Below are 12810 nucleotides of genomic sequence, written 5' to 3'. Positions count from 1 at the left end.
GCCGTCGCCGTAGGTCATGCAGAAGCAGGAGTCGTCCCAGAAGGCGTTGACGTAGCCGCTGCTGTAGTGGACCCGGCTGTAGGCGGCGACGCCGTCGTTGCGGATGCCGCTGCGGCCGAAGGTGTTCTTGTAGAAGTCCCAGGTCTCCTGGGCGCCGTAGGCCGCGTCGGCCGCGGCGGTCTGGGTGTCGGAGCCCGTTCCGGAGCCCCACACGTCGTCGGCGTCGGTGAACAGGGTTCCGGTGCCGGAGGTGCCCTTGTTCAGGTTGTACGTCTTGTGGCCGCCGCGCGTGGTGTCGTACAGCTGGTAGGTCGAACCGGACAGCGTCGTGGTGAGGTTGACCGTGCCGCTGTACTGCGTCTTGCCGGTGCCGGTCTGGACCGCCTGATAGCGGTACAGCTCCTTGCCGGTGGTGGCGTCGGTGATGACGTGCAGCTTGCTCGGCGTGCCGTCGTCCTGGAAGCCGGTGATCACGGACTCCCAGGCGAGCGTCGGAGTGCCGGACCCGGCCCAGATCACCTTGCGCGCGCTGTCGGCGGCGGGCTGGTCCGCCTTCAGGGCCTTGGCGGTCTTGAGCGCCGTGGACTGCGCGGCGGACTTGGTGACGGCCGCGGTGGTGGAGGCGACCGCGATGGTCCGCTTGTTGTTGAACGTGGTGCTCACGGTGTTCGCCGCCAGGGAGGCGGGCGGGGTGTGCACCACGAGGTCGCCGCCGAGGACCGGCAGTCCGTCGTAGGTCCGCTCGTAACGGGTGTGCACGGTACCGTCGTTGTCCTTCACGACGTCCCGGACGACCAGCTTCTCCTTGGCGCCGAGGCCGAGGGTGCGGGCGGTCTCGGTCGTGCGGTCCTTGGCGCTCTCCAGGAGCGCGGCGTGCTGGGCCGGGCTGAGCTTGGCCTCCGGGGCGCCGGTGCGCAGCGGACTGGGGTGGGGGGCGGCGGGCCGGGCTGCCGCGGGGTTCGCCTGGATGCCGACGGCCAGGAAGGCCGCGGTGGAGACCAGGGCGGCTCCGACCGTGGCGCCTCTGCGGGAAAGGCGTCCGTGGGGAAGGCGTCTCACTCGTACTCCTCCTGCTGCGGCCGCCGGGGGCGCGGCCGGTGACAGACCGGGCAGACGGGTGTGCTGCCCGGGCGAGCTGAGCTGTGCGGGACCGTGCTGTGCGACGAGAGGTGAAGCGTGAAGAGCGTGGGAAGGATGTGCGTACGGGGCGAGAATGGCACCGCTGACCAGGACATGTCATCCATGGCGAGGGCAACCGAGGGTTTTCCCTAGGGCTCGCAAAGTGCCCGTAACACGCTGGTGATCCTCAAACCTCTGTCGGCAAAGCCTCTTTGACGCCTCGTCAAAGACATGGCAAGGCGGGTGAGGACGGGGCGACGGTCAGGCTCGGCGCGCGGCCGGGGACTGGGCGAGGCGCCGCAGGGCCTCCTCGGAGGAGCTGCCCGGCCGGGCCGTCCAGACGATGATGTGCTGGTCGGGCGCGTTGGAGCTGGTCAGCGTGTCCCAGTCGAGGACGAGGATGCCGGCCACGGGGTGGCGGAACACCTTGCTCCCGGTGCCCTGGACGGCGACCTCGCGCGCCTGCCACCAGCGCTGGAAGTCGCTGTAGACGGACATCCGGGCCAGCAGCGCGCGCAGCCGCGGGTCGTCGGGACGGCGCGCGGTGTGCAGCCGCAGATACGCCACGCAGGAGCGGGCCCCGGCGCGCCAGTCGTCGTAGCGGGCGCGCATCTCGGGGTCGGAGAACAGCAGCCAGACGTAGTTGCGGTCACGCTCGGGGTGCCGGCCGAAGTCGGTGAACAGGGCGGCGGCGAGCCGGTTCCACGCGAGCACGTCCATGGTGCCGGACAGGACCAGGGCCGGTGACGCGGTCAGCTGGTCCAGCAGTCTGCGGGTGTGCGGGGTGACGGCGCGGCCCGGTCCCGGGGGCGGGTCGAACGGTGTCCGCCCGGCCAGCCCGAACAGATAGGCCCGCTGGTCACCGCTGAGCCGCAGGGCACGGGCGAGCGCGTCGAGGACGGGCGCCGAGGCCCGCATCCGGCCCTGCTCGACCCGCGTGTAGTAGTCGGTGCTGATCGACGCCAGCCGGGCGACCTCCTCGCGGCGCAGTCCCGCCACCCGGCGCGGGGTACCGGTGTCGGGCAGCCCCACCTGCGCCGGGTCCAGCTCGGCCCGCCGGGCCCGCAGAAAGGTGCCGAGCTCCTTGGGGTCGCCGCTGACGCCGCTCATGCCTCCAGTGTGGCAGCGCGGGGCGCGGGACGCGGGGTCGGCGAAACGGCCTCCGGGACCGCGACCGGCCACCGTGCCGCAATTCCGATCACACGGTTGTCACATTCAACTGCGAGAATCGGGCTCGTTCCCGGCCGAGTGCGGTCGGAGTGCCGTCCGAGTGGTGGAGGAGGCCGTGGCGTCCATGTCGCGTCCGCTGCGCAAGCTGGGGTTCTTGACGATCGGGCTGTTCGACGCGGCGGATCCGGGACGGGGGCACGCGGACACGCTGGAGATCATCGAACTGGGTGAGCGGCTGGGGTTCGACAGCGCCTGGGTGCGCCATCGGCATCTTCAGTACGGCATCTCCTCGCCGGTGGCCGTGCTGGCGGCCGCCTCGCAGCGCACCCGGCGCATCGAACTGGGTACGGCGGTGATCCCGCTGGGGTGGGAGAACCCGCTGCGCCTCGCCGAGGACCTGGCCACGGTTGACGTGCTGTCCGGCGGTCGCCTCAATCCCGGGGTCAGCGTGGGGCCGCCGATCCACTACGACCAGGTCAAGGAGGCGCTGTATCCGGTCTCCGCCGAGCTGGAGGACTTCGGGTACGGGCGGGTGCGGCGGCTCCTCGACCTCGTCGCCGGTGCTCCCGCCACGGACTTCAAGGGCGCCGAGGGCTTCGAGCAGTACTCCGACGTCGTCCAGCCGCACTCCCCCGGTCTCGCCCGGCGCATGTGGTACGGCGGCGCCAGCCTGGGCTCGGCGCGCTGGGCTGGTGAGCAGGGCATGAACCTGCTCACCAGCAGCGTCGTCAAGGCCGAGGACCCCGACGGGCCGACCGACTTCGCGGCGATCCAGCTGGCCCAGATCCGGGAGTTCCGCGCCCGGCACCCCGAGGGGGAGGCGGCCCGGGTCTCCCAGGGTCTGGTGGTGATCCCGACCGACTCCGCGACGGCCGGACAGCGGGCGCGGTACGCCGAGTTCGCGGCCGCCCGGCTGCCCCGCACGGCCTCCCCGCAGGGCCCGGCGCGGCTGCTGTTCGCGCCGGACCTGGTGGGCACCAGCGAGGAGATCGCCGAGCGGCTGCACGCGCACGCCGCGTTCCGCGAGGTGGACGAGGTGGCGTTCGCGCTGCCGTTCACCTTCCGGCACGAGGACTACGTACAGATCCTGACCGACATGGCGACGAAGCTCGGCCCGGCGCTGGGACGCCCGGCGCCGGACCTGCCGGTCGGCGGCTGATCACCAGCGGCCGGGTTCCGTACCCGTCAGCGCCTCGGACGGCCTGCCGTCCACCCCCACCGGCACGTCGCCCGCGAGCATCACCCGGTGCATGATCCGGGGGTGGTCGGCGTGCACGTTGTCGCTGGGCGCGAGATGCACGGTGGCCCGGTTGTCCCAGAAGGCGACGCTGCCCGGCTCCCAGCGGAAGCGGACGGTGTACTCGGGCCGTACGACCTGCTCCAGGAGCATCTCCAGCAGGGCCGCGCTCTCGGGGCGGGAGACGTCCTCGATCTGCTCGACGTAGTAGCCGTTGACGAACAGCACCCGCTCGCCGGTCTCCGGGTGGACGCGGACCAGCGGGTGCACGGAGGCCACCTGGTGGTCCAGGAGGCGGCGGAGATAGGCGTCGTCGCCGGGGCGGGGCTGGTAGCCGACGCCGAGCCGGTGTTCGGCACGCAGGCCGTCCACGAAGGCACGCACCGGCGCGGACAGGCCCGCGTAGGCGGCGGCCAGATTGGCCCAGGTGGTGTCGCCGCCGTAGGGCGGTACGGTCTCGGCGCGCAGGATGGTGGCGGCGGGCGGGTCGATCCGGGCGCCGTGGTCGCAGTGCCAGCCGCGCAGCAGCGTGTGCCGGCGGCGGCGCAGCCACTCGTCGTGCTCCATGCCGAAGCGTCCGCCGAGTTCCAGCCGGTCGGCGGTGGTCTCCACCTCGGGGAAGCCCTCGGGCGAGGCGCTGCCCCGGCGGCCGAGGACGACCGGCTCGCCGAAGCGGCGGGCGAAGGCGATGTGCGCGGCGTGGTCGAGGTGCTGGTCCCGGAAGAACACCACCTTCCAGCGCAGCATCGCCGCCCTGATCAGTTCCGCCACCGCGTCGTCGAGCGGCTCGGCGAGGTCCACGCCGGTGATCTCGGCGCCGATGTGCCCGGCTACGGGCAGGACCTCCACGCCCTTGGCCGGGTCCACCACGCTGTCCGTCGTCATGTGTGCGCTCCCTGGTCTTCGTCCGTGGTCCCAGGGTGATCGTGTCAGCCGGACACCCGTTCTGGCGACATCCGGCCCGTTTCCGCCGCGCTCTTCGAGATGCACGACGAATGAAACGCCTTACCTCGCCCCCCGAAAGCACTATGGGCGATATCTACCGCAAACTCTCTTTTACTTCCCCCACGCCACCGAGCGCCGACGCAGGCCGCCAGAGGCCATTTACCCAGTGATTACTGGGCAGTTGACCTCGGGGTTTCGTGATAGTGTCCTCGTCCTGAGGGACAAAGCAAACGTGAAAGGGAAATCGTGAACACGGAGAAGATCGCCGCTCGCCGCCTCTCCTTGGAAGAGGTTACGCAGCTCGGCGTGAAGGACAAGCTCTTCATTTCCGCCGACACGGCAGAACTCAAGCTTCCCGGCTGCTATGTCCCTGCGTTTCTGACGAAGTCCGGTGAGGATTTCGAGGGCGGCTCGGTCACGGCGAGGACCATATTCCAGGAAGAGGTCTCCTGCCTTCCCGACGACGAGAATGAAGCCGGAATCTACCTGGCCGACGAGAACGGCCCGGTGACCATCGAGGTCCTCCAGTCCGCCGGTGTCGTGCTGGACCTGGCGCTCTTCGTCCCCGGTGGGGACAAGGGGGCCCTCACGGCCCTCTACGCCGCGGCCCGGCAGGCGTTCGGCGCCGACGTCGTGCAGATCTGGCGCCAGGGCCTCAAGGAGGTTCCCGACGTCAAGGTCGACATCTTCGAGGAGCAGGTTCCCCGGGGGCGCAAGGGGGGCGAAACCCCCAAGCGTGACCGCCGCGCGATCGACACCTACCCCACCCGTGCTGACTTCATCGAATTCACCGCGGGATGGAAGCCGGTCATTGAGATTCACCGGCCGGTTGTCGACGACACCCCCACCATCTGAGGCGGCGTCACCCCTCTTTCCTCGCGAGACGGCCCGCCGACAAAGATCAAAGTCGGCGGGCCGTCTCGCGCATTGCGGCGACGGCCGGAGGCGATATTCCTCGCGCCGTCCAGCCGCAGGGCGGCGACCGTGTTCTAGGCGCGGGCAGCCCGCAGCGCGGCCAGCGCCCGGTCCGCGTGGGTGTTCATGCGCAGTTCGCTGCGGACGACCTCCAGCACGGTGCGGTCGGGCGCGATGACGAAGGTGGCCCGCTTGGTGGGGGCCAGCGTGAAGCCCCGCTTGACGCCGAAGCGCTCGCGGACGGTGCCGTCGGCGTCGGAGAGCAATGGCATCCCGAGGGTGTGCTTGTCGGCGAACTCCCGCTGGCGGTCCACCTCGTCGCCGCTGATGCCGACGGGACGCGCCCCGGCTTCGGCGAACTCGGTGGCGAGGTCGCGGAAGTGGCAGGCCTCGGCGGTGCAGCCGGGGGTGAGGGCGGCCGGGTAGAAGAAGAGCACCACGGGGCCGTCCGCGAGCAGTTCGCTCAGGCGGCGGGTGGCGCCGGTCTCGTCGGGGAGCGCGAAGTCCTCGACGGTGTCGCCGATCCGAATCTCGGTGCTCATGCGCGTCCCTCCCCGGTACGGGCCACACCACGGGCCCAGAGAACCAGCGGCACCTGGAGCGGCAGCCGGGCGAAGGCGGCGTTGCGCTGCCGGGCCGGGCGGTTCCGCCAGTCCACGGCCATTTTCACGTTGGCGGGAAACACCCCCACGAAGAACGCGGCGGCGGCCTTCGCGGCCACGGGCCGGGTGCGGCGCGCGGCGATGCCCGCGGCGAGGGCGAGTTCGACGGCTCCACTGCCGTACGTCCAGGCACGGCGGGAGCCGGGCAGCGCCTTCGGGATGGTCGCGTCGAACTGGCGCGGGGCGGCGAAGTGGGCGACCCCGGCGGCGGCCAGCAGACCGGCCAGCAGCAGGGGTGAGCGTTCGGACCGGGGCACGGTGCCTCCTCAGGTGACCTGACGCCGGATATTACTGCACGGTAGACACCGCACGGATCACGGGGCACCGCACGCGGTCCGACGGCGCGGGCCGTTCGGGGGAAACCATGCCCTGACGTGCGTGGAAGCGCGTCCGGCGGTCGAGGTCTTCAGCCGTGACCACCCTGCCCCTCGTCGCGCCGATGCTCGCCACTCCCGGCACACTGCCGCCCCCGGCGCAGGACCACCGGTGGGCGTACGAGACCAAGCAGGACGGTCAGCGGGTGATGGTGTACCTGCCCGGCGACGGCACGGTGCTGCTGCGCGCCCGCTCGGGCGAGGACATCACCGCCGCCTATCCCGAACTCGTCCCGCTGGGCACGGTGTTGGGTACCACCCCGGCCGTGCTGGACGGCGAGGTGCTGGCCCTGGACGAACAGGGCCGGGCCGACTTCCAGTTGCTCCAGGGCCGGATGGGCCTCGCCCACTCCCCCGCGCTGGCGGCCCGCCGGGCCGGACAGGTGCCGGTCCATCTGGTGCTGTTCGACGTGCCCTTCCTGGGCGAACCCCTGCTGCGCACGCCGTACGCCCGGCGGCGGACCGCGCTGGAGGCGCTGGCGCTCGACGGGTCCCACTGGTCGGTGCCGGGCGCGCTGGTGGGGCACGGCGCCGAGGCGCTGCGCGCGACCCGGGAGCACGGCCTGGAGGGGCTGGTGTGCAAACGGCTGGACTCGGCGTACGAGCCGGGGGTGCGCTCCCGGGCCTGGATCAAGATCCGCAACCAGCGGAGCGCGGACGTGATCGTCGGCGGCTGGCTGCCCGGCAAGGGGCGCCTGACGGGACTGCCCGGTGCGTTGCTCCTGGGCCAGCGCGGCGGTGGGCGGCTGCGGTACACGGGCCGCGTGGGCACCGGCTGGAGCGAGGCCGAGCGCTCCGAACTGGCGACCACGATGCGGGAGTTGGCGAGCGATCAGTGCCCCTTCGACCCGGCGCCGAGGATCGCTGAGGCGCGCTGGGTGCTCCCCCGGCTGGTCGGCGAGGTCGGCTACAGCACCCGTACCCGCGCGGGCCTGCTGCGTCAGCCGACGTGGCTGCGGCTGCGCCCGGATCTGACGCCCGAGGAGTCGGCGGCGGAGGTACCGGAGGGCAACGGCTGAGGCGGAAGGTGATCCGTCGGCCAGGGTTCACCGGTGGGACACCCGGGGTGACACGGGGGCGCACACCTGTGCCAGGATGCTGAACTCCCTTACTCCCCAACCGAGTTGGAGACTCAGTGGCTTCGTTCACGTCCCCTCGGCGACGCGGCAGATGGCTGGCCGCGCTCACCGGCGCCGCCACGCTCGTGCTCGCCACCCCCGCCTTCGCCGCCGGCGGCCCTCCGCAGGCCCTGCCGCAGAACGCCGAGGCCGACGAGCTGAAGTACCAGCCCGCGTTCGACTACGACACCGACGGCTGCTACTCGACCCCGGCGATAGGTCCCGACGGCACGATCAACCCGGGCCTGAACCCGACCGGCGCGCTCAACGGCAACTGCCACGACGCGTCCGACCTGGACAACACCAACAGCTACTCGCGCTACAAGTGCAACAACGGCTGGTGCGGCTATCTGTACACCCTGTACTTCGAGAAGGACCAGGCCCTGCCCGGTGTCAGCCTCGGCGGCCACCGCAACGACTGGGAGCACGTGGCGGTCTGGGTGCAGGACGGGCAGGTCAAGTACGTCTCGACGTCCAACCACGGCAAGTTCACCGTGCACCCCGTCTCCGAGGTCCGCTTCGAGGGCACGCACCCCAAGGCCGTCTACCACAAGGACGGCATCAGCACCCACTGCTTCCGGCTGGCCACCGCCAACGACGAGCCGCCGGAGAACCACAAGCACACCTGGCAGTACCCGCCACTGGTGGGCTGGAACGGCTACCCGGCCGGGCTGCGCGACAAGCTCAGCTCGTACGACTTCGGTAGCGCCAACTTCCCGCTGAAGGAGGCGAGTTTCGCCTCGCACCTCACCGCGGCGAAGCCGTCCGGGATTCCGTTCGACCCGAACGCCTGACACAGCGGGGGCGGTTCACCGCTGCCGGTGAACCGCCCCTCCGCGCGGACTTCTCAGGCGCCGCCGGGCTCGGCCTGGTCCCTGAGGAAGGCGGCCAGTTCGTGCGCGAGGCTTCCGGCCCCGGCGCTCGCGGCGGCCGCGGCCGGTGGCGTCTCGGTGATGCCGATGCCCCCGGTCCACAAGCGGCGGTCGGCCCACTCCTCGTCCACGCGTGGCTGGACCTGCACGTCGACATGGGTGAGCGCCGTCTCCGGAGCGGCCGCACAGAGGAAGGCGGTGGCCCGGCGCAGCGGGTGCACGTCGAAGCCCTCGATGAACTGCGAGTTGCGCCAGTCGATGAAGGCGCCCTCGCCGTCGGGGCCGACCCGGACGTCGATCTGACCGTCCTCCAGCTGCACTCCGTAGGGCCGTGTGCCCCGGTTCTCGAAGGTCACCCGGAGACCGAAATAGGTGAGCCCGGCGGCGGCGTCGTCCCGCCCGCGCGGCGGTTCTGCTCGCTCCAGGCGGTGGACGCGGACGCGCAGACCGGCGAAGTCGTCGTACTCCTGCCAGTCACCGACCACGTTCGGCTCGTACACGGTTCCCCTCTCGACCATCCGGCGAGCTGAGGTTTATCTGTGGGCCGAGCGCACTGTCAAATAAGCCGAATACGGCGTGGCCTGGCGGTTCGCCCGGTTTGATCGGTGATCAAGCCGTGCGCAGGAGGAACGGCGTGGGAGGGGGTTCCATGCCGTGCGGCCCGCGTGCCGCACATCACGTCCGGGCCGCGCCGACACGCCTCGTGTCCAGGCCGGGCTTCCGGTCAGCGCACCAGTCGGCCGAGCAGCGAGGAGGCGGCCGTGATCCCGAGGACGGCGGCCAGCGCGAGCACACCGAAGTCGGCCGGAAGGTGAGCCGGGGTGCCGAGCAGCAGCCCGCGCAGGGCGTCCACCTGATAGCTCAGCGGGTTCACCCGGCTGACGGCCTGGAGCCAGCCCGGCATCACCGAGACGGGGTAGAGCGCGTTGGAGCCGAAGAACAACGGCATGGTGATCGCCTGCCCGAAGCCCATCAGCCGGTCGCGGCTGAGGACGATGCCCGCGATGGTCATGGACAGACACGAGAAGAACGCGGCGCCGAGTACCACGACGACGGCGACCCCGAGCAGCTTCAGCGGGTTCCAGGTGAGGGCGACCCCGAGCAGGGCGGCGATCACGATCACGACGACGGCCTGGATCAGCGACTTCACCCCGGCCGCGAACGCCTTGCCGGTGATCAGCGCCGAGCGCGGGGTGGGCGTGACGAGCAGCTTGTCCAGGGTGCCCGCGTCGCGCTCCCAGATGATCTGGATGCCGTAGAAGATCGCGATGAACATCGCGGACTGGGCGATGATGCCGGGCGCCAGGAAGTCGATGTAGGGGATGCCCCCGGTGGGGATCGCCCGGATGCGGGTGAAGGTCTGGCCGAAGATCAGCAGCCAGAGGGCGGGCTGGACGGCCCGCGTGTACAGCTCGGTGCGGTCGTGGCGCAGCTTCTGCAGTTCGACGGCGCACATCGCGGCGACCCGGGCGGGCAGCAGCAGGAGGCCGGATCGCGGGCGGGCCGGCCCGCTCGGCGCGGGGGCGCGGTCAGCCGACTCGGCGCGCGGTGCGGCGGGTGCTCCGGACATCGCGGAAATCTCCTCCCGTTCGGTCGTCCAGGCCGCTTCCGGCGACGTCCCGGAAGACGTCCTCCAGCGTGGGCACGGTGTCGGTGCCAAGGCGTTCGGCCAGGCCCCGGCGCAGTTCGGCGGGGGTGCCCAGGGCGCGGACGCGGCCGTGGTGCATGAGGCCGACGCGGTCGCAGTACTGGTCGGCCTCGTCCATGTAGTGGGTGGTGAGCAGGACGGTCATGCCGGTGGCGGCGCGTACGGAGTCGATGTGCTCCCAGACGCCGGTGCGGGCGATGGGGTCGAGCCCGATGGTGGGCTCGTCGAGGATGAGCAGCCGGGGCTCGCTGACCAGGGCCTGGGCGAGTTCGAGTCGGCGGACCATGCCGCCGGAGTAGGTGCCCGCGAGCCGGTCGGCGGCCTCGGTGAGGCCGACGGCGGCCAGGGCGTGGGCGACGCGCCCGGCGCGCTCGCGGCGCGGTACGTCGAAGACGCGGGCGAAGAGGACGACGTTCTCGCGTCCGGTCAGTCCACTGTCGGCCGAGAGCCGCTGGGGGACGTAGCCGATCGTGCGGCGCACCTCCATGCGCTCGCGGGCGGCGTCGTACCCGAAGACGCGGACGGCACCGGCCGGGACCGGGAGCAGGGTGGTGACGCAGCGGATGGCGGTGGTCTTGCCCGCTCCGTTGGGTCCGAGCAGCCCGAACACCTCGCCCTCGCGGACGGTCAGGTCGAGCCCGTCGACGGCCCGGGTGCCGCCGAAGGCGTAGGTCAGTCCGGTGCAGGTCAGGGCCGCGCCGGGGGCCGCCGGGTCGTCGCTCGTCATGATTCCTCGGCTTTCCCCGGCGTTCGCCGGTCCGTGCCGGTGTCCTCGGACTCCTCGTGCAGGGCGGTGGCCAGCCTGCGCAGCGCGGGAAGGGCGGCGCGCAGGGCCTCGCGGTCGTCCGCTTCGAGCGCGGCCACTTCGCGGCCGACCAGTTCGGCGCGGCGGCGGCGCCACTCCCCGAGCCGCTCGGACGCGGCCGGGGTGAGCCGCAGCCGGGCGGCGCGGCGGTCGGCGGGGTCGGTCTCGCGGAGCAGATAGCCGTCCCGGGCGAGCCGGTTGACCAGGGTGGACACGGAGTTCCCGGCCAGGTGCAGGGCGCGGGCGGCGTCCGAGACTCCGAGGCCCGGCCGCTCCTCGACCAGCCGCAGCAGCTCGACCTCGGCGCCGCGCAGCCGGGGTTCGGTGAGTCCGCCGCGCAGCCGCCGCCGGATCAGCCGCTGGACGCGCACCAGGGTGTCGGCCAGCTCCTCCGGGAAGGCGTCGGGGTCGCTCTCCTCCTCGTCCACTCCTGGAGATTACCTCTGTTGCAGAGGTAACGAACGTCAAAGACAGGTCAAGCACTTCGCACCGTTTGGCGGCTTGTGTACATACTTGTTTTGGTTTGCCGGACATCGGGAAGGCGAACCAACGGTGCCCCGCAGAGGGCATGTCCGTGGACCCAGCCCCCGCTGAGAGAAGTGCGCGCGATGGCTGTCACTGACAGCACGAAGACCCACCCCCATGACGACGCTCCGGACACGGCGGAAGCCTTCGAGCGGCTCGCCGGGCTGCCCGACGGGCCACGGCGCCGGGAGCTCAGGGACGAGCTGGTGCGGCTGTGGCTGCCCATGGCCGAGCGGATCGCGGTGCGCTTCCGCGGCCGCGGCGAGTCCCTGGAGGATCTCTACCAGGTGGCGGCGCTCGGTCTGGTGAAGGCGGTCGACCACTACGACCCCGAGCGCGGCCGCGCCTTCGAGGCGTACGCGGTCCCGACCATCACCGGCGAGATCAAGCGGCACTTCCGTGACCACATGTGGACGCTGCACGTGCCCCGGCGGGTCCAGGACCTGCGCAACCGGGTCCGCGTCGCGTGGAAGGAACTGTCCCAGACCACCTCGGGCCGCGCCCCCACCGTCGAGGAGCTCGCCGAGCGCACCGGCCTCACCGAGGACGAGGTACGCACCGGCATGGAGGCGCTGGAGTGCTTCTCCGCGCTCTCGCTGGACGCCGAGGTGGCCGGGACCGAGGGTTTCGCGCTCGGTGACTGCCTCGGGGAGCCGGACCCGGGGTTCGACCTGGTGGTGGACCGGGTGGCCGTCTCCCCGTTCCTCGCCGCACTGCCGGAGCGCGAGCGCACCATCCTCTACCTGCGGTTCTTCCGGGGCATGACCCAGAGCCGCATCGCCGACCAGCTCGGCATCTCGCAGATGCACGTGTCCCGGCTGCTCACCGGCTGTTTCGACCGGCTGCGCGAGGAACTGCTCGCGGAAGCGGGCTGAGTGATTCACCCCTTCGGGGCTCCCCCGTCACCCTCTCCTTTCACCCGTTCGGTCTACCCACCCCCTGCCGCACGGCAGTCCCGCGCAGCCGTGCGGGGGCAGTGCCGTACGCCCCTGCCTGGCCGGGCCGGGCCGGGGTACTCGGGAGGCATTCGACCCCCGTCCGGCCGGACACTGGTGCGGACCGGTGGCCGCCCGGCCCCGAGAGCAGGACGCGACTGCCATGAATCACGACACAGCCGTCAGCGGTGAACCGAGGAAGCGGAAGGACTCCCCCTCGACGCATTCCTTCTTCGGCGCCCCCTGCTGGGTGAGCCTGACCAGCCGCGATCTGCAGGCCACGGAGGAGTTCTACTCGGCCGTGCTCGGCTGGCGCTGGCGCGAGGCGGAGCTGGGCGACCGGTTCCGGGTCGCGCTGGCGAACGGGGTGCCGGTGGCCGGCATCGCCGCCGTCGCCTCGATGTGGCAGACGGCGGTGGCCTGGACGCCGTACTTCGCGGTGCCGGACGCCGACGTGGCGGCGGCACGGACGCGCGAACGCGGCG

At 71.7% G+C, this 12810-nt stretch carries 13 protein-coding genes and 2 pseudogenes; 6 read left to right on the top strand and 9 right to left on the bottom strand.

Annotated elements, in window-relative coordinates:
* Together GTW40_RS10930 and GTW40_RS10925 are read right to left on the bottom strand one after the other, a co-directional pair.
* Positions 1-1059: pseudogene (locus tag GTW40_RS10930) on the bottom strand (M4 family peptidase); the annotation flags it as partial.
* Between the two features lie 321 nt (positions 1060-1380).
* Positions 1381-2229 carry a helix-turn-helix transcriptional regulator gene (locus tag GTW40_RS10925; RefSeq protein WP_161179971.1) on the bottom strand — a complete coding sequence of 283 codons (849 nt, stop codon included), beginning with the start codon at positions 2227-2229 and terminating at the stop codon, positions 1381-1383.
* Positions 2230-2404: 175 nt separating this feature from the next.
* On the opposite strand from GTW40_RS10925, the gene GTW40_RS10920 reads away from it, so the two are divergent.
* Complete coding sequence (locus GTW40_RS10920) at positions 2405-3448, top strand: LLM class flavin-dependent oxidoreductase (RefSeq protein ID WP_161179970.1); 1044 nt, start codon at positions 2405-2407, stop codon at positions 3446-3448.
* On the opposite strand, the gene GTW40_RS10915 is transcribed toward GTW40_RS10920, so the two are convergent.
* Positions 3449-4411 (bottom strand): TauD/TfdA family dioxygenase, encoded by a 963-nt coding sequence (locus GTW40_RS10915; protein ID WP_161179969.1) that lies wholly within the window; start codon positions 4409-4411, stop codon positions 3449-3451. It abuts the gene before it with no gap.
* A gap of 306 nt (positions 4412-4717) precedes the next feature.
* On the opposite strand from GTW40_RS10915, the gene GTW40_RS10910 reads away from it, so the two are divergent.
* Positions 4718-5326 carry a hypothetical protein gene (locus GTW40_RS10910; protein WP_161179968.1) on the top strand — a complete coding sequence of 203 codons (609 nt, stop codon included), beginning with the start codon at positions 4718-4720 and terminating at the stop codon, positions 5324-5326.
* Positions 5327-5460: 134 nt separating this feature from the next.
* Here the strand turns inward: GTW40_RS10910 and GTW40_RS10905 are convergent, their stop codons facing one another.
* On the bottom strand, positions 5461-5928 hold the full coding sequence (locus tag GTW40_RS10905) for a peroxiredoxin (protein ID WP_161179967.1): 468 nt from the start codon (positions 5926-5928) through the stop codon (positions 5461-5463).
* On the bottom strand, positions 5925-6305 hold the full coding sequence (locus GTW40_RS10900) for a hypothetical protein (protein WP_161179966.1): 381 nt from the start codon (positions 6303-6305) through the stop codon (positions 5925-5927). The genes GTW40_RS10905 and GTW40_RS10900 overlap by 4 nt, the downstream gene beginning before the upstream one ends.
* Positions 6306-6487: 182 nt before the next feature.
* Here GTW40_RS10900 and GTW40_RS10895 point away from each other — a divergent pair, with 182 nt between their 5' ends.
* Together GTW40_RS10895 and GTW40_RS10890 are read left to right on the top strand one after the other, a co-directional pair.
* Positions 6488-7441 (top strand): ATP-dependent DNA ligase, encoded by a 954-nt coding sequence (locus tag GTW40_RS10895; protein ID WP_202485698.1) that lies wholly within the window; start codon positions 6488-6490, stop codon positions 7439-7441.
* A gap of 116 nt (positions 7442-7557) precedes the next feature.
* The gene (locus tag GTW40_RS10890; RefSeq protein ID WP_161179964.1) at positions 7558-8334 is read left to right on the top strand and encodes an NPP1 family protein; all 777 of its coding nucleotides are present in this window, start codon (positions 7558-7560) and stop codon (positions 8332-8334) included.
* 53 nt (positions 8335-8387) lie between these two features.
* Here the strand turns inward: GTW40_RS10890 and GTW40_RS10885 are convergent, their stop codons facing one another.
* The 4 genes from GTW40_RS10885 to GTW40_RS10870 all read right to left on the bottom strand — a co-directional run bounded on the left by GTW40_RS10885 (position 8388) and on the right by GTW40_RS10870 (position 11293).
* Positions 8388-8912 (bottom strand): hypothetical protein, encoded by a 525-nt coding sequence (locus tag GTW40_RS10885; protein WP_161179972.1) that lies wholly within the window; start codon positions 8910-8912, stop codon positions 8388-8390.
* A gap of 224 nt (positions 8913-9136) precedes the next feature.
* Entirely contained in the window at positions 9137-9982 is an 846-nt protein-coding gene (locus GTW40_RS10880) for an ABC transporter permease (protein WP_161179963.1), read from the bottom strand.
* Positions 9942-10787 carry an ATP-binding cassette domain-containing protein gene (locus GTW40_RS10875; protein WP_161179962.1) on the bottom strand — a complete coding sequence of 282 codons (846 nt, stop codon included), beginning with the start codon at positions 10785-10787 and terminating at the stop codon, positions 9942-9944. Before GTW40_RS10875 ends, GTW40_RS10880 begins: the two co-directional genes overlap by 41 nt.
* Complete coding sequence (locus GTW40_RS10870) at positions 10784-11293, bottom strand: MarR family transcriptional regulator (RefSeq protein ID WP_161179961.1); 510 nt, start codon at positions 11291-11293, stop codon at positions 10784-10786. The genes GTW40_RS10875 and GTW40_RS10870 overlap by 4 nt, the downstream gene beginning before the upstream one ends.
* Positions 11294-11473: 180 nt before the next feature.
* Here GTW40_RS10870 and GTW40_RS10865 point away from each other — a divergent pair, with 180 nt between their 5' ends.
* Both GTW40_RS10865 and GTW40_RS10860 read left to right on the top strand, forming a co-directional pair.
* Positions 11474-12265: an RNA polymerase sigma factor SigF gene (locus tag GTW40_RS10865; protein ID WP_161179960.1), complete on the top strand. Its 792-nt coding sequence runs from the start codon at positions 11474-11476 to the stop codon at positions 12263-12265.
* A 223-nt stretch (positions 12266-12488) separates the two neighbouring features.
* Positions 12489-12810 (top strand): annotated as a pseudogene (locus GTW40_RS10860) (VOC family protein); the annotation flags it as partial.

Origin of the sequence: Streptomyces sp. SID4985 (genome assembly GCF_009863025.1) — a bacterium.
Classification (GTDB): Bacteria; Actinomycetota; Actinomycetes; order Streptomycetales; family Streptomycetaceae; genus Streptomyces.
Note: the sequence above shows the minus strand (reverse complement) of the source record. Positions and strands in the feature narration are given on the sequence as shown.